The following is a 20,841-nucleotide window of genomic DNA, read 5'->3' as shown; positions in this document are numbered from 1 at the left end:
GTGAATGAATAATTTGTTGTTAATAGATGCGCTTAACCTTATCAGGCGCATCTATGCTGTTAATGAACCAAAAGGTATTAAAGAACAAGAGGCCCATATAAAGGCCTCTTGTCTTCGTGTAGAGCAAGCTACTCGTAGCTTGTTACGCAAAACGGGGGCGACACACGCAGTTGCTGTCTTTGATGGTGATAAAAGTTGGCGTTATCACTTTTACCCAAAATATAAAATAAGCCGTCAACCTATGCCCGAATTTCTAAATCAGAACCTCGACAAGTTTTCACAAGCGTTCGCAAGTGTTGGTGTTAAATCATTTAATCCCGAACATGATGAAGCTGACGATGTGATAGCGACGCTTGCCTGTAAAGCCGCAGCTGCCAATGTTAACTGCACGATAGTATCGACTGATAAAGGCTTCTTACCCCTGATCAATGATGCTATCTCTGTGTACGACTATTTTAAAAAGTCGATAATTTCGCTCGAAGATATCAAAAGTCGATTTTCTGTCACCCAAAGCAAGCTCGAAATGTTTTGGGCGTTAAGTGGCGACAAGACGAACGATATTCCAGGTGTTGTTGGTGTTGGTATCAAGACGGCGCAAGAGCTACTCGCAAAGCATGACGACTTTGAAAGTATGCTAAAAGATGAGACAGTAAAGCTTGCTGCAAAAGCAAAATTAGAGGCCGGAGCAAGCGACTATGTTACCAGCCTTGCGCTAGTGACTCTAAGAAGAGATATTGAAATTGGCTTTAGTTTGAAGGATATACGAGTGGTTTGAAGGGACTTTTGATTGGCAATGTATTACATCGTCGCTAAGCGCTAGGCGAATGTAGATGACTTTGATATATTGCATACAAGCGTATCTCAGTTTTTGCAGGTACAAGGTCCGTTTTACCCATTCTTTATTGAGCAGTTAGATGATTAGGAAAATACTACAGTACATATTTCTTGGCCTTGCGGTTTACGTTACTGTGGTGTTTCTCGTGATCAATTATTATAAAGATGACCCGCAAGCGATGATTTGGCAGGACCGAGAAGCGTTTAACAATCGTTTCATTCGTAATCTTAGCCTTGAAAAGCCGACTGAGTTAGACACAGTATTGGATACCTTGGGCAGCCCGGATCTAACGTATGTAAAGAAAAAACAAGACAATACGGTTGTACAAATTGTGTTTTATCGCACTCAGCTTGTAAAACCAGATGGTATTACTACGGAAGATGAATGCACCGGATTATTGTTTGAAAATGGCATATTAAAGCTTTGGGGACCAGGTGCTCGGGTCACATTTGATAAAGTGTGATACCAATTAGATTAATCTTCCAACCAATTTGAAGGGTAAAATACCATATTAGCTTCGTTAACAACGCCTCATTTAGAACAACTAAATAGCAATGTTTTTGCCTTGCTAAGAAAGCTATTTTACCGTTTTAAAATAGACCGTTTACTTAATAAAATTGGTAAAGATAGATGGATGCAAGGATAGTTACTAGTAAAACGCTGTTCGCGATAGCCCAAGGTACACACAAAGTATTACGTCTTTATTATCACAAAGAGAAGTGGTCCTCTATTTACCCTACCCTAGTTAAACTTGCACAGCTTTACATGGACTGTTATGAGTCCTCGCCAAGTAGCATGCATGGGCAGCTTGGACTGTATTCACAAAACTTGGGTTACAACACTAATCTGGTCATGAATCAAAATGTGTTGGTTTGTATGGCTTGCCATCACTTAAAGTTTTCTCGTGCAGTAACCGAAGAGCTATTGCTCGCAAGCTTTGCGGACTATTTATGCGTAGCGAGAGAAAGCGATCAACTCGCAGCAGGTAAAAAGTTAGACGCACAGCAAGATAAGCTTTGGAAAGTTCGCCATCAATTGGCTGTACAAATACTGAGTGATGGGCAAACACCTAACTTGCAATGTTTGCGAATTTTATCTCGCCTTTCAAACTATGACAGCAAGCTAGTGGCTCCTACCCCTCAGCGCTTTAATGACCATGCTTCTTTGATTGTTGCAATTGCTCACCGAGTAGCAAGCTTAATAACGCCAACACACAAGCAAAATTGCGTGGCTTTAGACAGAGCGATTAAGCTTCTTTATTGCAAACTCAGTTATGCTTTTGCATTAAAAGTGCTGAGTGCAATTGCAGGGGCATTTGTTAATCATCCTGCGGGGTTGCTGTGCGAGATTAAAGGCGAAGAGGGCTTTTTGGTGATACAAAGCAACAGTGAAAAAATAATTGCTGTTGTTGAACATGGGCAAACCAAAAAGCTGGCGAAGGCCAACCGTAAATTCCAGTTTCACTGTGGTTTGACTGCAACCACAGATGCAAAGTTACTTTACAATATTTGGGACCGAGCTGCTGAACCAGCAGTACTTCCTTTTGGTTCTGAACATTTACATCTACTAGAAACAGTAAAAGCCTTATCTCACAGTCAATTTCAAAGTATTCGTGCACTTGAAAAGCTGATTTGCGAGTTCGATTCAGTGTCAAGTGCATTGCAGATCGCAGCAAAGCAGTATAACCGTGAAAATCTAAAAGCCGCATCGGTTAGGCACTCTCTCGCCATGGTAGGACTTGATGCTGCTGGATTACTGGCGCAGCGAGTGTTGCTTGAGCAGATCATAGCCAATCATAAGCTTCCTTTCACAGAAGATATCGTGCACAAATATGGCGTAATTAGTCAAATTATCGCCTTATATGTTGGTGAAAGTTATGGTGAGCAATTTGAGCGTTTATTGTCGCCATTTGCAGCGGTTATTGTATTTTTAGTGACTAAACAAGGGGTAGAGATCCAACATGCCACTGCACTCCACTCTCGTGAGTATTCGGAGGAACTAGTATCAATTGCCAACCTATTTGGGATCCGAGCGATAGCAAAAGATAAATACCTAGACTTTAATCTGCAGTACTTTGAAAAAAGTATTCTTCATAAGGCAATGCTAGATAGCGAAACGTTAAAAAAGTCTCAGACCAATGCGCAGTGTAAACTGTTCATTTTTATTAAACTTATTGCACTTAAAGTGATATCACCCACCTTCGTGTTAACTGCATGGCAAAAACAATTAGTCGATGACGTATTAGCTGAAAGTCGTTTTGTTACCGCACAAAAGTTTGATGTAGCGCTACTAGAGGCCGGATTTTACTCATCTATTGCCTGATATTTATTCTATAAATACTATCAATAACAAGCATAAATCATATGTATGTCATTTTTTCATTCCATACTGGAATAAGACCAAATTAATTGCTATAAAACGCGGCTTAAACAAGCGAACGTACACCTTTGTTAATTTCTACTAAACTTAGTCTGCAATTCTTCTTGGGTGTATTCCAACTTTTGATAAAGGAAAAAACATGGCACAGCAAACCATCACAGTTATCCGTGGCGACGGCATTGGCCCTAGCATCATCGATTCAGCAATCGAGATCTTAAAAGCCGTAGGTTGCGACTATGAATACGAGTACGTAGACGCAGGTTTGGCTGCTTTAGAAAAAACAGGTGAATTACTTCCAGCAGCAACGCTAGAAGCAATTGAGCGTAACAAAATCACGCTAAAGGGCCCACTAACTACACCTGTTGGCGAAGGTTTCACTTCAATCAACGTGACATTGCGTAAGCATTTTGGCCTTTACGCAAACGTTCGTCCAGTTAAGTCATTTGAAGGTACTAAAGCACGTTACGATGATATTGATATCATTACCGTACGTGAAAACACGCAAGGTATGTACTCAGGTCTTGGTCAAGTTGTTTCTGAAGATGGTAATGAAGCGGAAGCAATGTCAAAGATCACTCGCGAAGGTGCTGAAAAGATCGTAACTTTCGCATATGAGTTAGCACAGCGTGAAGGTCGTAAGAAAGTAACTGCGGTTCACAAAGCGAACATCCTAAAATCAACTTCAGGTCTATTCCTTAAAGTTGCTCGTGAGGTTGGTGAGCGTTACCCTGAAATTGAATCAGCAGAAATGATCGTTGATGCGACTTGTATGAAACTAGTAATGACACCTGAAGAGTTTGATGTGATCGTAACAACAAACCTATTCGGTGACATCCTTTCTGATCTTTGTGCAGGTCTTGTCGGTGGTCTTGGTATGGCACCAGGTGCAAACATTGGTACTGATGCTGCAATCTTTGAAGCAGTTCACGGTAGCGCACCAGATATCGCAGGCAAAAACCTTGCAAACCCAACTTCTGTTATTTTAGCTTCAATTCAAATGCTTGAGTATTTAGGCGAAGCTGATAAAGCGGAAAAAATCCGCAGTGCAGTAGCTGACGTTATTAAGAGCGGTGACCGTACTACGCGCGATCTTGGTGGTAGCCACGGCACTACCGATTTCACACAGGCGGTAATTGAGCGTCTTTAATTCTTAACGCTCAATTTAATCCTTGGGTGGTGCGTTAGCACCACCTTCTTCTTAATCCCACTAGCATTCCAGAGATTAACGCAAACCATCCGATACTGCCGCCAGACGATCCGCTATCACCAGAGTCCGTCGGCGTTGTTGTTGGGGTCGTCACTGTGATCTCAACAGTGCCTTTCGCGCTTTGATCTGCACCATCCGATAGCGTTAACACGACATTATATGTACCCGCTTGAGCGTAACTATGCGTTGTAGTCAAACCAGAACCTTGCGTACCATCACCGAAATCCCAACTAGCTTGATAGTTACCATCACCACCAGCAGCAGTTGCGACAAAGCTTGCCTGTAAGTTAGATGTGGTCGCTGTGGCTTCAATGCTTAGTGGTACTACGACAGTCACTGAGGTTGATTTAGTTACCGCCTCACCTTCGGCATCTTTCACATTAAGCGTTACCGTGTACGTGCCGCTTAGCTCATAGATATGTTCAACTGAGTTAGATGATGCTGTTGCTCCATCACCAAAGTTCCAGTCAAGTTCATAAGGCGCTTTGCCACCAATGATTTCAGCATTGAAGACAAAGCCTTGCCCTACTGAGGTCGCTTTGATATCACCGACTGTAAGCGGGATTGGCTCGACGTTGCCTACGCTGACATTTGAACTCAACGCTGAACTGCTCCCGTCAGCTTTGGTTCGTGTGAACATTACCGTATAGTTGCCAATATCTTGATAGCTATGAGTAGGTGAAAGCGCGTTACTTGTTTGACCATCGCCAAAGTTCCACAAAAAGCTATCTGATTCGTTTAATGCTAAGCCTTTGACATTAAACTTAACGGTGTTTTGCGATTGTACTTGAGTGATTTTAGGGTCGCTGAGGTAAATTATACCGACTTGCGCACTACTTGCATCTTCCTCTATGGTATTCAATCTAAGTTGAACACCAAAACCCGGCAAACTAACACCTGACTCCTTTTGGATTGGGAAGGTGTAATCCTGAGTATCATCAAACGTACTGATTGGCGTGAGATGTTGATCGCCAAGACCTGCTTTCTGCGTATCCAAACGAAGCGTCGCATCTTTGACCTGAATAATACTCGTTGCGGGTGTGGTGTCGTCGGCTTTGAAAATAGGGTTTTGATCTTGGTCGATGACTAACATATCTCCAGAGCCGGGGTGTAGCGAAGTCGAGTTATTACTCTCTTCATTGTTGCTGTACCACATCAGCACACCAGAATTATAACCAGACAAAGACAAACCAGCATCTAACCCTCTAAATGAGCGTAAATGGGCGTAGTAAGCGTTACCTGATTTAGCTCTATAGCCAGAAATCTTACGAAATCCACTGTAGACTAAGTCGTTAGTTGGCTCTGCGGTATTTGTATAAATTTGCGAACCATCCGCTGTCACCTTAATGTTGTCTAGTAATACACCTTTAAGCGTTTCAAAATCGTCAGTTTGATAAACGAATGTCACGGTGACAGTTTGTCCTCGGTACGCTGAGATATCAAAATCTAGCGTAATTGGGTTAGCCCCAAAAGAAGATGACTCGCCATCCATGTAGTGAGTGACATTGGCATAATTTGGATGGTTTGATTTTGTTGTATTTCCTGCTATTGGCTGCCCATTTACCGCCACTTGGAAAATATCGTAGTTAAGCTCGATACTATAATTTGCAAGCATGGATAATGAAATTTGGCTTGCGTTAGGTAAGCTTAAGGTAAAACTTGCTTGATTATTGAGTTTGTCGTCTTGTCCGGAGTAATAGTGGTAATTTCCATCCAGAGGCGTAATGAATTCCTCTAGTTGTGCAGGCAAATTGATCTTTATTTGATTCGTAGTACCATTGTTTATTCCAATATCCGTGAGCGTTACCGTTTGTTCTGTACTCAAATCATCTAATGTGTACTCTGTTTGGTTTAACCAATTTCCTGCATAATTTTGTTGTAAAAACTCAAGGCTTTTAGGGGAGAACTGGGTGGGCTGCGAGCCACTTAATTGGCCTAAGTAACTGCCTGAAGACATAACTGACCACAGCGCAACGGGTTCGCCTATGTCATTGGAATTTAAATCATATTCGTCGGGTAACCCAAGGTCATGACCAAACTCATGAACAACCACACCGATTGCAGCATCAATAGGATTAATGGTGTAGTTATAAATCTTGTAGTTGGTATCTGGAATTGCCTTAGGTTGGTTGTTTTCATCAAATACGAAGAAGCGATGTGACCAAATTGCGTCAGTATCTAATACGCCGCCACCTGCTTCTTGACCAATACTTGAATGAAATAACATGACATGGTCAATTATGCCGTCAGGTTCAAGGCGGTTGCCATCACCATCTATGTCGTTCAAATCTGTTTTATCGTACTCAGATAAGTCGATATTAAATTGGGTCACAGCTTTGCTTACTGCTTCGAACACCAACTCTTCCGGTCTTAAGTCTCGGGTATCGCCTTCTTGTTCGCCATAGTAGGCTGCATTTTGAGCGGCTCTTACCCAACCAAATGCATTGCCAGATACCTTGAAGCTGCCCCCTGAGGCCGCTTGATAAAACTGGGTAGCGGATTGCAACGATTCATTGTTAGGGCCGTTATAGCCGCTATCTGAGTACAGTAGTGATTGGTAGTGAGACGCGGGATAGCTCGAGTAGTACATATCTGTATCACCCGGGTTTAGTCGGTTCTGGTCGTTAGGTAAGTCGGGAAAATCGACCAGAATAGCAAGGATTTTAGCTTCATTAAGTGTTTGCGCCGTGCCCACCGCAAATTGTTTACCTAACTTAGTATTGCCAAGGTGCACATTTTTAATTGCATAAGGTGTTTTTATTTGGCTGGCAATAGGCTTTGTTTTGGTGAATTGCTCAAGCGCAATTTTCCGCTCGTATTCACTCAGCGTGCGGCCGAGCTTTTTCTCCTGCCAATAGATAACTTGATCTTTATAGAGCACCTGCGCTGACGCTGCATTTGATAGCAGTGTGGCCGATACCAATACGCTTAGTTTAAAAATATTCATCTAAGATTCCCTAGTACAATTGAGCTTTAAGTTTAGCATTTTTATCGTTTTGTTCCCGTATAAGTTCTACTAAATAAAAAATCCAATTGGTGGTGAATTTTAAATTGAAATGTAATATTTCAACAATTGAAAGGTGGAAAGGTGGAATTTATATCTAATACTGTGTAGGCTAACTTTGACATCAACTTAAAGGCAAAATAATGACAAATTTCTTTCAACTAATCGTTCTCGTGGTGGTACTGGTCTCTTCATAGAGTTCAGCGGGGAGCTATTACTTGAAAGAAATACTCAAACCCCGCAACCAGCGGGGTTTTTTTTTGATTTTATAAATATAACAGGCATGCACAGTCAACGAGGAATGAGGTAATGGCAGAGCAATACAACGGCTCCGAGCTAGTAGTAAAAGCATTGAGCGCATTAAAAGTAAAATACATATTTGGTTATCCCGGCGGATCGGTTCTTGATCTTTATGATGCCTTGTTTCAGCAATCAGATATTGAGCATATCTTGGTTAGACATGAGCAAGCAGCGACCCACATGGCCGACGGTTATGCCAGAGCAACGGGAGATGTCGGTGTCGTTCTTGCGACCAGTGGCCCAGGCGCTACAAATTGCATTACAGGGATCGCGACGGCTTATATGGATTCAATCCCAATGGTTGTACTCTCGGGGCAAGTGCCTTCAAACCTAATCGGCGATGATGCGTTTCAAGAAACGGATATAGTTGGTTGCTCTCGCCCTATCGTTAAACACAGTTTTAACTGCCGCGACGCGACAAAAATCCCAGAAGTGTTAGCTAAGGCATTTTATCTAGCCAACTCTGGTAGACCGGGACCGGTTGTGGTTGAGCTGCCAAAAGATATTTTGAATCCTGCGCTTAAATTCGATTATCAGATGCCTGAACAAATTGATATGCGTACTTACAACCCGAGTGTAAAGGGGCATTCCAAGCAGATCCGCAAAGCGGTTGAAGCCATTATTGAAGCGAAGCGTTTGGTTATCTATTCTGGCGGTGGCATTATTCTTTCGAATACCTCAGAAAAACTAACTGAGCTGGTTGAGAAACTAAACGCGCCTATCACCAATACCCTAATGGGTCTTGGCGGGATCAGCGGCACACATCCTAATTTTATTGGCATGTTAGGGATGCACGGTAGTCTTGAAGCGAATAAGGCGATGGCGAATGCCGATGTTATCTTAGCGTTAGGTGCACGTTTTGATGACCGTGTAACCAATAACGTCAAGAAATTTTGTCCGGATGCCAAAATTGTTCACGTTGATGTGGATCCAACTTCAATTTCTAAGACCATTCAAGCGCATATCCCAGTTGTGGGCTGCTTAGATACGGTGATGGAGCAATTGCTACGCGGTATCGAAAAAAGCGAGAAGCGCATCGACCGAGCCGCACAAGAAGATTGGTGGCAAGCAATTACCACATGGCGTGCTCAGAAATGCTTGTCGTTTACTGCGGGTGTAGAAAAAATCAAACCACAAACGGTTATCGAAAAGCTATACCAAATGACCAGTGGTGACGCGTATGTTTGCTCAGACGTAGGACAACACCAGATGTTTGCAGCGCAGTACTATCCGTTCAAATCACCTCGTCAATGGATCAATTCAGGCGGACTTGGCACCATGGGGTTTGGCTTGCCCGCGGCGATGGGCGTAAAAATGGCATTCCCGCAAAGTGAAGTATTGTGCGTAACTGGGGATGGCTCTATCCAAATGAATATTCAGGAGCTTTCAACCTGTTTGCAATACGGCCTTGCTGTCAAGGTTATCTCGTTAAACAACCGCTCGCTTGGTATGGTGCGTCAATGGCAAGACATGATGTATGAGGGACGTCACGCAAGCTCCTATATGGAATCACTGCCTGATTTTGTTGCGCTTGCCGAGAGTTATGGTCATATCGGTATTCGGGTTGATAAGCCTGAGCAACTTGATGCGGCGCTGGAAAAAGCAATGTCGATTAAAGACCGACTTGTATTTTTAGATATTTTGGTTGATGAGTCTGAACATGTGTATCCAATGCAAATTAAGCAAGGTGCGATAGACGAGATGTGGTTGAAAAAAGGAGTAAAAGCATAATGAGAAGAATACTATCGATTTTATTAGAGAATGAACCTGGCTCTCTTTCTCGTATTGTGGGTTTATTTTCTCAACGTGCGTACAACATTGACAGCTTAACAGTGGGTACAACCGCAGACAAAACGCTATCTCGTATTACCATCACGACCCAAGGCGATGACCGCATTGTTGAACAAATCACCAAGCAAGTTAATAAGTTGGTGGATGTGCTTAAGGTTATTGATCTAACTGATATGCAGCACATTGAAAGAGAGCTGCTACTGGTAAAAGTCTATGCCAGAGATGAAGTAACACGAGCTGCTATCAATCGTGTTGCTGAGGTGTTCCAAGCCAGCATTATAGATATGGGCAAGCAAAGTTATATATTACAGATGGTAAGCTCAGCCGACCGTCTTGAGTCTTTCTTGGATCTATTACGTCACGAAAGCGACATAATTGAACTTGTGCGTTCTGGCGCGGTAGGTATTGGCCGAGGTGACAAAGCACTGAAAGGATAAAACCACCTACCTTTTAGCTGTCACTGTTATCTTTTTGCGCGGGTAAGCACGTAGTATTACGTACAACCCGCTTCAGTTATTTGCATGGCGGCTTCGATTTACTCTCATTAGGTTACTGGCTATAATCTCGTTTTTATCAAGTTAGATTATGCACATGGAACTCGAACGCTTCTGGCAGCTTGTCACCGCCCCCGATCATTCAAACGATAATGACTATTTAAAAACGCGTTTATCACCGCTAAGTTCAGAAGAAATTGCTCAGTTCGATGCATTATATACCAAAGAACTAAGAGCACTGTGGCATTGGGATAACTGGAAAGTGGCCTACGTGATTGCAGGCTGTAATAGCGAATATGACTTCTTAGATTTTTGTAATTGGATCATCAGTCGCGGCCCTGAAGCGGTAAGTGTACTTACAGCGGAACCAGACGAATTAGCTAATAAGTTTGCTATTCCGAATAAAGACGACTTGCCCTACCCATTTATTGACGAATTAGATTTAGTTGCAGGGTTGCTTTTTGAAGAAAAAAATCAAGACGAACTCCCGTATCACAGTGTCGTGAACTTTCCGCCGCAAGGCAAAAAGTTTAAAAATAAACCAAAACAGTTAAAGGCTGAACTACCTCAACTTTTTGGTCAATATTGGCTTGGATAAGGTTTAGTTTATTGTTTTATGTGATGGGTTTTAGTTGTTCTAGAGTTAGACGCTGAGACTCACTATTACCATCGCAAGATGTCGCCGCTCCAGATGCCTACCAATCCTTCCCGCTAACCAACCAAAATGACTTTGCTAAAAACACAACCTCTTGTTAAGCCTTAAGCAGTGGAATACTATGCTTATTACCCATTTCGGGAATAAAAAGAAAAGTGAACTTAAACATTGATTCTTTTCTGCCTCTCTGTCCATTTCTTAATTTTTTTGAGTGAAAAACACCTAAGTTGAAGTTGCGATTTTATGCCCGTATTTCGATTAATAAAAAGCTTATACATGAATTCTTTGGCTGATAGCCATATATGATTGCTGGCATTAACAACTTCCGCCATCTCCACCATTGCAGCCACCATCCCCTCCTGAATTGCCGAAAAAGCCTCCGCCATCACCATTCGTTTTGCCCGTATAGTTGCCAGAGCCTCCAAAGGAAGAAGTAACTTTACCAACCAACAAGATTAGCAATAGGCCTGATAAAATGGGACTAAAGATCCCTTCAAACCCTGATGAAGAAGAAAAGTCAGTGAAAAATGAGAATAATGCTAACCCTACGACGTAGATTAAAGTTTTCATATTTTCCGCTCTCTATTGGAGTATCATAGGTTATTAGTACTAATATACCTTGTAATGCTGAAACCGTCACCGTCCTCTTATAACTGTCTGGCAGGTGAATTCTAAACCTAATAAGTAATACTGATCGTAAGCTCATTTATGCGCTGGTAAAAATTAGCTGATACTTATACCGTCAGTATCCCTTGGTAATCACGCAAAAAACAGATCAAATATTTACACCAATAATTCGCACTTTCAAAAGTCCCCCAGCATTGATGCAAATGGTGGTAGGCGTCACCAATTCCCGTTAACGGCTGAATGAAATTACAGCTATAGGCTCAGGTATTCTTTGGCAGATAAAAACGCCAAAGTACACGTTCTAGCTATCTGAAGTTCATATTACTTCGTCTTGCTAGTACTGCCCTTTTATACGAACCATTTCATTCGCATACACTGACTCGCCATTATATTCAGTGAGAAATTCATCAGACACTTCGAATCCGTATGCCTTGTATAACTCCTTAGCAGGCTCATTTGTCTTGGCGACAAAAAGGTTCGCCTTGCCGCATATTTGTGACAAAAGGAATTCAAGTATTTTTCTTCCGATTCCGTTTCCTCTAGCACTAGGGCAAACAAATAGTGCTCTAATCTCTGACCCAAATATTGCTCCAAAACCAAGAACATTCCCATCATCAAAAACGTATATCTTTGATTCCTTTAGTGCAGATAGTCTCTTTTCATCATCTTCTAGAGGTAAGAGCTTAAATGTCTTTTTCTCAAAACGAAGCTCATCCAGCTTAGATTTTGAATAGATCTCCAAAACTCTTGGATAATCGTTCTCGCTGAACTCTCGAATATTCATAGGGTGCTAGCTCTTATCAATTTTAAATATATCCATTGTGCGTTGTAGCGTATCGCTATTTAGTTTCATATCTTTAAACAATTCATTTAACGCTTTCGATGTATCTAATTCATGGTTTGCAGCGTCAAGTACAGCAGCGGTATTTTGTGATATATCGGCGGCCACTTCAGACTGTTCGCAAGCTGCTGTGGCAACCGAAGTCGTGAGTTTTTCAACATTCGAACTGTGTTCGTTTACTCTGAGCGATACTTTACGCGTTTCTTCTACTTCGTTCATGGTATTTTGTGTGAGCAGTGTGTTTTCTCTGATTGATTTCACAACGCTTTGGCTTATCTCTGACAGGCTAAGTAACAGCGTGGAAATTTGCTCTGAAGATTGTTTACTGTTGTTTGCAAGTCCTCGCACTTCGTCGGCTACAACAGCAAAGCCGCGGCCATGCTCGCCTGCACGGGCTGCTTCAATTGCGGCATTGAGTGCTAGCAGGTTAGTTTGTTCGGCAACACTGCGAATTGAATCCAAGATAGTGTTTATTTCAGATACCTGCTTTTCCATACTCGCGGCCATCTCGTCGACGGCGTTCATACTCTTCGAGAGGGTTTTCATGGTGTCTAAGTTTTTTTGGTTGTCTGCAAGTAACTGCTGTGATTCGATGTTAAGTTGGTCGCTGGCATCCAGCGTATCTTGCGCGAGTTTTGCAATTTCTTGGCTGGTTGCGGCCATTTCTTCTATTGCAACCGCAATGGAAGATGCCATGCCTTGGGTTTTTTGTGCATCCTCATTGACGTTAGAGGCTGCTAAATGCATTTTTTCGCCTAGTTTCGTACCTACCTGAACGGACTTAGCTAAGCCAACCATTAGGTCTTTAAACGCATAAATCGTATTGTAAATTGACTCGGAGATTTGCCCAAGCTCATCGCGCGTGTTTAAGCGCATATCTAAAGTTAAGTCGCCCTCTTCAGCTACGCGTTTTAATATACTCGTTAATTGTGAAAGCTCCGAGCGTAACGAGCGAATCAGATGAAAGTTGACGAGCGCGATAAAGCTGAGAACGACGACAAAAAGCACAAACATTAAGATACTTTCAAATGCGATATCTGATTTGTGCTTTTGGCTATCTTTAATTGTCATTTCCCACACTGAATCGAGTTTGGTCTTGAACTTACCTATTAGACTTGTCGCCGCAGAAAACCACTCGGCACTTGAAGGTAAGCGACTAAAGTCAACTTGCCCTTGGCTTTCAAGAGTATCAAGAATTTGATTGAATGCTTTTGCCTCGCTTGAAGATAAAATAGTTTGTACGTTGCTTTGGCCCGTACCTTCGAGTGCGGTTTCTAATTGATGTAATGACATCTCTAGCTGTTGGCGATAGTACTTGATATCGTCTTTGAGGGTGTCTGACATTGCTTTTTTCGCAAGCACACCATTCACTTTGCCACGGATCTGTCCAAGGCGCTCTTTGCTTTGGGCAATAAGGAAAGCAATAGAAAGTTCAGAAGACAAGGTTCTATCTGATACGTAGGCTTGAATTTTTGCTGCTGTGTTTAATGAAACTTGATTAAGTTTGCTGTAGTAAGCAAAAGCATTACTGCCATTTTTCCTGTCGACCTCACCTCTTACGCGGTTCTTATTGGCTTCCACTTCAAAAATATAAGGTAACCATTTTTGCACATTTTTATCTTTAAGAAACAGTGAAGAGTGAATACTCTTAAGCGTTGATATTGTTTGGTCGGCAATTTCACGTTGCGCGTCGACCTTTCGTTTGTTATCACTACTTGGATTACCAAGGAACCCAGCCGTTAAGCCGCGCTCTACCGCATGATGATGCGCTACTTTCTCAATGGCGTCGAGCAAAACGACATAGTTGATATTTTGATCGGCCGCATTGTACTGTCTCCAGTTATTCAAAACGTTTTTGCCAACTAAAAATAGTAAAAATGCAAGCAGTGAGAAAGAACTTATCATCGTGAGCTGCATAATCGAAAATTTTTTCAAAATACCCATTCGTCTCTCCGTAGCGCGAGCGTAGATTATTGTTTAATCAAGGTAACTATAGCCCAACAAAATTAAGGTGAGATATTTTGTAACAAACATCGTAATTGAATTAGCGTTTCGAGGCTGTAAGGATATGATAAATGTTACTTAAAGTAATTTTTCTGAAAACAAATGGTAATGCAGTGTTGCTACCTTCTTGTTGCTAATAATGGTATTGGCGTCAAAATTAAATAGAGGAATGTATGAAAGGATTTATCAAACTAATGTTAGTGAGCCTTGCGCTTATCTCTTTGAAGTCATATGCGGTTGTATTTACGTGTAAAGGTATCGTGTACGACCTTTATTCAAATGGTAATAATAGCTACGAAGTTAGGTTTGAGCGTGAGTCCGGAGTTGACCTTGAGCCTGTTATCATTTATCCAGAACAGCACTATCTGTTAGGGCCTGTACTGGATGCTATCCGTGAAGGTGAAAAATACCGCACTGTATATCGCTTAGTCATTGAAAATAGAGATAGTGCTGATACTCGATGCCACGATGGTGAGAGTGAAAACGCCTTAATCGGTCTTACTAAAGTCATCGATTAAAAAAACAAAAGGCGCCGACGGCGCCTTTAGAAACTAACCTGTAATGATCCTTAACATTCTACGAAGTGGTTCTGCCGCCCCCCATAAAAGTTGATCACCAACAGTAAATGCACTGATATATTTTTCACCCATAGTGAGCTTTCTTATCCTGCCTATCGGAATATTCAGTGTGCCGGTAACATTAACCGGAGTTAGCTCTTTTGCGGTAATATCACGCTCATTTGGAATGACGCGAACCCATTCATTATGTGCAGCGAGAATCGCTTCTATTTCTTCGACACTTCGATTTTCACGTAACTTGATGGTGAGCGCTTGTGAATGACAGCGCATCGCGCCAATTCGTACACACAATCCGTCAATAGGAATGGGCTGCTTTGACGAGCCAAGGATTTTGTTTGCTTCTACTTGTGCTTTCCACTCTTCTTTACTTTGCCCAGACGGCATTGGAACGTCAATCCATGGAATTAAGCTGCCGGCTAACGGCACACCAAATTGATCTTGTGGTAAAGATTCATCTTTGATTTTTTCTGCCACTAGCTTATCGATTTCTAAGATGGCTGAACTTGGGTCGTTGAGTTGTGCTTTAACCGAGCTGTGGATCTCACCCATTTGAGTGATGAGTTCACGCATATTTCTTGCGCCTGCACCTGATGCCGCTTGATAGGTCATTGGGCTCACCCACTCTATTAAGTCTTGCTCGAATAAACCACCAAGCGCTAGTAGCATAAGAGAAACCGTGCAGTTACCACCAACAAAGGTTTTTACACCTTGCTCAAGACCTTGTTGGATGACATCTTTGTTGACCGGATCAAGCACAATAATACTGTCTTTTTCCATTCTCAGTGCTGAAGCTGCATCTATCCAATAGCCTTCCCAGCCCTGTTCACGCAATGAAGGATATACAGATTTGGTGTAATCTCCGCCTTGGCAAGAGATGATAATATCCATTTCGCTAAGCGATAGAATTTCGCTTGCATCTTTTAGCGGCTTTGGCTCTCCACCGCCTTTCACAACGGGGCCAAGTTGGCCCGCTTGCGAGGTAGTAAAGAAGTGTGCATCAATGACCTCAAAGTCATTTTCTTGTTGCATACGCTCCATCAGCACGGAGCCAACCATTCCACGCCAGCCGACGAGTCCTACTTTTTTCATGTTATGTGCCTTAATTCTTGATTATACGGATCATTGCGTGAGTCGTATGTCTAGATGGCTACCATAGCAAAAGAATACGCAGTGGACTAGCTAGAAATCAGGATTTTAAAAAATAAAAAACCCCGCATGGCGGGGTTTGGATACAACATGTAAAGGTTGTCCTAATTTAACGCATTTGCGTCAACAAGAACTCGGTACGAAACGAGCTATGGTTTTGTTTTTAAAGCTCTTAAATAATGTTACTAGTTAAATATGACAAGTATATTAACAAGCTAGTAACTTACTGAAGTATTTAGATATATTTTTATATATAGACCAACTATACACAAAGTTACAGAACTTAGTCTATGAAATAACGAATAACAAATAAAAAAATTTAGAAAGATTGATAAAGATCAAAAAAGCCAAGGCGGGCCTTGGCTTTGGTTTAAGCTTAGTTGTTCCTTAGAACTCGTAGCTGTAGCTCAGGCTAACTGAGGTGCCAACATCTTTTTGTCTTACTACCACGTCAGATTGAGTTACTTCTTGATCTTCATTTAGCAAGTTCTTGACTTTAAATTTAACTTTAGAGTTAAAGTCTGGATACCAAGTATATACTAGGTCAAGCGAATGAAATGGTTGCTCATAAGCATCATCTCTACCACCAATCCCAGAAGCCAAAATACGCTCTCCAAAGACGTTATACACTAATGAACCACTGTGTTGACCATCAGCCGAATCATAGTTTAATTGCATATTAACTACGTACTCTGAGTGACCCGTCATACGCTTTGTTGGATTGGTTAAGTTACCTGCACGAGCAGGATCTATCGATACTTCGGAATCACTTAAGGTGATGTTACCTGACGTAAAGAAGCCACTCGCAAGACTCGATAAGTCATATAACCACTCGGCTTCGATACCGTATACTTCGCCTTCCTCACCATTTACGAAGGTTGCTGTATAGTCTTCATCACCAACCCGTAAGATGGTTTCTATTGGTGCCGTGATGTCTTTATAGAATGCCGCAACTGAGAAGTTGTCGCCATTATCCATATAGTACTCAAAGCGCGCGTCATAGTTTTTCAGGTCGCTACTCTTTAGGCCAGCTACACCGAAGGTGCGGATATCGGTTAGTGGATCATAGTAGGCAACCGGTACTAACTCACGTAAGTCAGGGCGTACTGTGGTTTCACCATAACCAAAACGTACTTGATAGTTACCGTCTGAAAGATACGTTAGCGATAGTGCGTTAAAGAAGTTATCTTCGTTAACTGTACCGGCTAAAATACGCTCTTCATCGTAAATCGTTTCCATCGTTATGCGGTCGAAGATCAGACTCGATGTTGCAAGTGACACTTGTTTAAAGTCTTCGTAACGAATACCACCACTAATACGCCAGGTATTGTCGAAGAAGATATCAAATTCACCATAGCCCGCATCAATCTTTTGAGCTGCGATATAATCGTCCGCCGCTGGAGCCTGAGGTTCGTTGAAGGTCAACAAGAAAGTGTTGTTGTTCAAAAACTCATCGTCAAGATAACCCGATAATCCATAGATCTCAGACTCATCAAAGTTTACTGGGATGGATATACCACTTTTGTTGTTTACAACGAAGTTACTGGTATTGTAAACACGCGCTCTGTCCATAAAGTCATAACCACCTTTGAGGGTAATTTCTATGCCCTCGAAGGTTAACGGTAAGGTGACATTGCCGCTGTAAGACTTTACGTTGTCTTCCATGTCGGTAAAGGCGTACGTTATACGGTTATCATCACCGGTAACGATGGAGTTTTTATAAGAGCCGTCTTCGTTATAGTTATCAATAAACTTAAAGTCGATTTCTGTTGGAATATCGGTTTGCGCTTTTGACTCTGTATACTGCCAGTCAAAGCCTACCCCCCAGTAATCGAGGAACGTGTGTTGACCAATCACTTGGTCGATATCCAACGTGCGTTCTTCGTAATCAAACTGATGTGAACGCTGTGCCGCGCCCGTTCCCGCAATTGTTCTAACGGTACTGCCGTTAGGGCTTTGTAACACGGAAAACTCTGATTCGGTTTCGTTATCTTCGAGATAAATCTTAGAATAAGTAATGCTATGCTGATCTAAGCGGTAACCGATATTGAATACACCATTTAGGCGTTCAGTTTCAGTCGTTACTTTAGATTCTTTAAGTGTCACATAACAGGAATTGGCTGTGTCTTCTGCGGTTTCTAGTTTTGAAGTACAGTTTTCACCTAATGTGTCGTCAATAACACCTGTTGTGCGGTCGCTATAATTCCAATCGTTGTCATAGGAACCCGCAAGCATAAAGCCTACCGTGCCGCCTAACCAATCTTCTTGGAAACTATTGCCAATGTTGGCTTTTACATCAAAGTTTGGATCTAGGGACTCTTCTTTGACTTGAATATCGCGAGGAAGTGATGACACAAAACCTTTGATCACGTCAATTGCTTGATCCGCACGTGTTAGCCCGTCTTTATCTTTGAAACCGTTTTTGTCTACAACTTCGCCGATGTCAAAGTTACCACGATATCTTACAACTGCATCTTGTAGTACTTGAGGTATACCTTCCGTGGTACCGCTGTAGGTAAAGCCTTTATCAGAATTAAAGTTTTGGCCAATACCTACCTCAATACCTGCGGTGAACTCCGATGGTACAGACTTAGTACGGATATCGATGTTACCACCACCGAATGCAGCAGGCATTGATGGAGAATAAGCTTTTTGTACCGCTAGACTTTCAATAATGCTTGCTGGAAAAATATCGAGTGGAATAACGTTTCTAGTTAAGTCCGGGCTCGGTACTGCGGCACCATTCAGGCGAGCACTTGAGTAACGCTCACCTAGGCCACGAACATAGATAAACTTGCCGTCAACTAACGTGAGACCGGTAACACGACGTAGCGCTGATGCTGCATCACTATCACCTGTTCTAGATAGCTGCTCTGCGCCTAAGATATCCGCAACGAAGGCTTGGTTTTTACGTTCTTCAATTACCGCTGCAGCACTACCTTGCAAACGAGTACCTACCGCAACAACTTCTTCGATTGCCTGTTCTTCTTCTGCAACGCTTGGTAGAGAAGTTGCGACTGTGAGTGCCGTACTGATGGCTAAAGCAACTTTTTTAAATTTCATTTGAGTATCCATATGCAATCCTGCCAAAAATCATAAAAAAGGCGCAATGACTGCGCCTTAATTGTAATAACTAAGGTCATTACGGATAATTAGTCAGCGTTTGAAGCCTCAATTGCTTTCTTAACCCACTGATACCATTCAGAAGACGTATCTTTATCAGATACCGCACCAATGTAATCAACGGTCGTGAAGAAGTTATCATTTAGGCTGCTTAGGTCGTTTGCTTCAATAGTGATAGCGGTAGAGCTTGAATTTGTTGAGAAGCCGTCTGCTGCAATTACGTCAGCTGCACCGTTTAGAATTTGGTTAGAGCCTGCGTTAACAAACCAGTCTTCTTTACCTTCACCTGCAGGTAATGGGTCAGAACCATTTTTAAAGTTTGCAGCACAAGCAAGTACAGAGCTTACATAGTTAAGCGTATCAGCTTCAGCGTTTGCAGCAGCCTTATCATCTTTAAATTCTAAACATTCAGTGCCATTCGCAGCTGATGATTTAACTACTAATGCGTTGTAATACATACCACGGATTGCATCGTCAAACTTCATACCTTGTGATTCGTCATCATCACGAATTGAGTTACCATCAGTCGTTAACACAGTTACGTTTGCAAAATTAAGCGTAGATGCTGGTGCTTGGCTGTAATCAGGGCCTGCTGCTTTTTCACCATCGGTTTCAAAACCATTGTTACCCATGAAGCCTTCTGTGCCCGCAGGAATTAGTACCGCGTCGCCGTTGTCATCAGCATAAGTAACGTCACGCTTAGTTTGAATTGTACCGTGCTTAACAAGGATAAACTGGCCTTTACCTTGCCATCCTGCATCAACGTCAACAGCATCATCTTGAGTATCCGTTACTACGATATTTTTGATGTTTGCAGCACCACCGAAGAATTCGATACCATCGTCAAAACCTTGGTGAATGTGAAGGAATTCGAAGCTTGAACCAGAACCCACAGCATTCAGTGTTAGTGAATTTAAGTCGTCCCCAGGGCCGCCATCACGAGGACCAGAACCTGCATACCAAATGTGCGCATATTTGATTTGACCGCTGCTATCTGCGTTGTTTTTACCGCCATAGTAGCTTGTTACACCTTCAGAATCTGCATTACATAGGTCGCCATCACGCTCTGCATCGGTACATTCGTTTGTGATACCAAAACCGTTAACCATGATACCACCCCAGTCAGCAAACTGTGGACCGATACCTGCTAGGTTAAATGCGTCAAATTCTGCTGCTGAAGTGAAACGAATTGGCTCGGCTGCAGTACCAACTGCGTTGATCTTCGCGCCACGCGCGATACGAACCACTGACTCACCAGAAGTGAATGCCATTACAGCACCTGGCTCTACAGTTAGTGTTGGACCGTTCGCCTCGATTGTACAACCTGTTGATGTGTTACAATCTTTACCGATTAAAAGTGCACCTTTGAATACGTGAGCGCCGCCATTCTCAAGCTTTTTGAATGTAACATCACCTTGTACTTCTAGCGATTTAGAAGCAAAGTCAGTGCCGTATACACAGTGTGGTGCTTGGAACGTACCTTGAACTTCAGTGCTTCCTACTGCGCGAGTTGTACAAGGGTTAGTTGTGCCAGTATCGCCACCTGTATCACCGCCTGAATCGCCATTGTTTGTTGTATTGTTTGAATTGTTAGTGCTGTTATCGTTTACAGTAGGTGTAACTTCGATGTCACCACCACAACCAGTAAGTGCCATAGCAGCGACGATTGCAGAGACTCTGAAGAGGTTTTTTAGTTCCATTGCTAACTCCAATAGTAGACTTTTAAAAAATTATTTTTTTACTGTGTTTAAATGATGTGACTAAATTAATGGGGTTTTATTACACGAAGATTACACAAAATAATTGTAATTAAATCTTCATAATAAAAATTGGAACTTTTAAAAATAAAAAAACCGC

15 protein-coding genes are annotated in these 20,841 nt (G+C 42.2%); 8 read left to right on the top strand and 7 right to left on the bottom strand.

Annotation, left to right across the window (positions count from 1 at the left end; translation table 11 throughout):
- Window positions 1–4 precede the first annotated feature (4 nt).
- The 4 genes from xni to DS891_RS06015 all read left to right on the top strand — a co-directional run bounded on the left by xni (window position 5) and on the right by DS891_RS06015 (window position 4,361).
- Window positions 5–775 (top strand): flap endonuclease Xni, encoded by a 771-nt coding sequence (gene xni, locus DS891_RS06030; RefSeq protein WP_010605487.1) that lies wholly within the window; start codon window positions 5–7, stop codon window positions 773–775.
- 139 nt (window positions 776–914) lie between these two features.
- The gene (locus DS891_RS06025; protein ID WP_010605488.1) at window positions 915–1,298 is read left to right on the top strand and encodes a DUF3192 domain-containing protein; all 384 of its coding nucleotides are present in this window, start codon (window positions 915–917) and stop codon (window positions 1,296–1,298) included.
- A 167-nt stretch (window positions 1,299–1,465) separates the two neighbouring features.
- Window positions 1,466–3,157, top strand: a complete 1,692-nt coding sequence (locus DS891_RS06020; RefSeq protein ID WP_102058104.1) for a hypothetical protein — start codon at window positions 1,466–1,468, stop codon at window positions 3,155–3,157.
- 196 nt (window positions 3,158–3,353) lie between these two features.
- Window positions 3,354–4,361, top strand: coding sequence for an isocitrate dehydrogenase (locus DS891_RS06015; RefSeq protein ID WP_010377116.1), 1,008 nt, complete (start codon window positions 3,354–3,356; stop codon window positions 4,359–4,361).
- Between the two features lie 34 nt (window positions 4,362–4,395).
- On the opposite strand, the gene DS891_RS06010 is transcribed toward DS891_RS06015, so the two are convergent.
- Entirely contained in the window at window positions 4,396–7,368 is a 2,973-nt protein-coding gene (locus DS891_RS06010; protein WP_174169179.1) for an immune inhibitor A domain-containing protein, read from the bottom strand.
- A gap of 366 nt (window positions 7,369–7,734) precedes the next feature.
- Between DS891_RS06010 and DS891_RS06005 the strand changes: the two genes are divergently transcribed.
- The 3 genes from DS891_RS06005 (at window position 7,735) to DS891_RS05995 (ending at window position 10,608) form a co-directional block, all read left to right on the top strand.
- Window positions 7,735–9,456, top strand: coding sequence for an acetolactate synthase 3 large subunit (locus tag DS891_RS06005; RefSeq protein ID WP_010605491.1), 1,722 nt, complete (start codon window positions 7,735–7,737; stop codon window positions 9,454–9,456).
- A complete protein-coding gene (ilvN, locus tag DS891_RS06000; RefSeq protein ID WP_010377111.1) occupies window positions 9,456–9,953 on the top strand; it encodes an acetolactate synthase small subunit in 498 nt (165 codons plus the stop codon). The genes DS891_RS06005 and ilvN overlap by 1 nt, the downstream gene beginning before the upstream one ends.
- Before the next feature lie 154 nt (window positions 9,954–10,107).
- Window positions 10,108–10,608: a DUF4240 domain-containing protein gene (locus DS891_RS05995; protein WP_010605492.1), complete on the top strand. Its 501-nt coding sequence runs from the start codon at window positions 10,108–10,110 to the stop codon at window positions 10,606–10,608.
- Window positions 10,609–10,980: 372 nt separating this feature from the next.
- On the opposite strand, the gene DS891_RS05990 is transcribed toward DS891_RS05995, so the two are convergent.
- The 3 genes from DS891_RS05990 to DS891_RS05980 all read right to left on the bottom strand — a co-directional run bounded on the left by DS891_RS05990 (window position 10,981) and on the right by DS891_RS05980 (window position 14,077).
- On the bottom strand, window positions 10,981–11,235 hold the full coding sequence (locus tag DS891_RS05990) for a hypothetical protein (RefSeq protein ID WP_174169178.1): 255 nt from the start codon (window positions 11,233–11,235) through the stop codon (window positions 10,981–10,983).
- A 391-nt stretch (window positions 11,236–11,626) separates the two neighbouring features.
- On the bottom strand, window positions 11,627–12,076 hold the full coding sequence (locus tag DS891_RS05985) for a GNAT family N-acetyltransferase (RefSeq protein ID WP_174169177.1): 450 nt from the start codon (window positions 12,074–12,076) through the stop codon (window positions 11,627–11,629).
- 6 nt (window positions 12,077–12,082) lie between these two features.
- On the bottom strand, window positions 12,083–14,077 hold the full coding sequence (locus tag DS891_RS05980; RefSeq protein ID WP_174169176.1) for a methyl-accepting chemotaxis protein: 1,995 nt from the start codon (window positions 14,075–14,077) through the stop codon (window positions 12,083–12,085).
- Window positions 14,078–14,310: 233 nt separating this feature from the next.
- Here DS891_RS05980 and DS891_RS05975 point away from each other — a divergent pair, with 233 nt between their 5' ends.
- On the top strand, window positions 14,311–14,655 hold the full coding sequence (locus tag DS891_RS05975) for a hypothetical protein (protein WP_174169175.1): 345 nt from the start codon (window positions 14,311–14,313) through the stop codon (window positions 14,653–14,655).
- A gap of 33 nt (window positions 14,656–14,688) precedes the next feature.
- Here the strand turns inward: DS891_RS05975 and asd are convergent, their stop codons facing one another.
- From asd to DS891_RS05960, 3 genes are all read right to left on the bottom strand, one after another.
- On the bottom strand, window positions 14,689–15,804 hold the full coding sequence (gene asd, locus DS891_RS05970) for an aspartate-semialdehyde dehydrogenase (RefSeq protein ID WP_102058111.1): 1,116 nt from the start codon (window positions 15,802–15,804) through the stop codon (window positions 14,689–14,691).
- A gap of 444 nt (window positions 15,805–16,248) precedes the next feature.
- Window positions 16,249–18,936 (bottom strand): TonB-dependent receptor, encoded by a 2,688-nt coding sequence (locus DS891_RS05965; RefSeq protein WP_174169174.1) that lies wholly within the window; start codon window positions 18,934–18,936, stop codon window positions 16,249–16,251.
- 77 nt (window positions 18,937–19,013) lie between these two features.
- Entirely contained in the window at window positions 19,014–20,684 is a 1,671-nt protein-coding gene (locus DS891_RS05960) for a hypothetical protein (protein ID WP_174169173.1), read from the bottom strand.
- Window positions 20,685–20,841: the final 157 nt, after the last annotated feature.

The organism is Pseudoalteromonas sp. JC28 (assembly GCF_013319255.1).
Lineage (GTDB): Bacteria > Pseudomonadota > Gammaproteobacteria > Enterobacterales > Alteromonadaceae > Pseudoalteromonas.
This window is presented reverse-complemented; position numbering and strand designations above follow the sequence as displayed.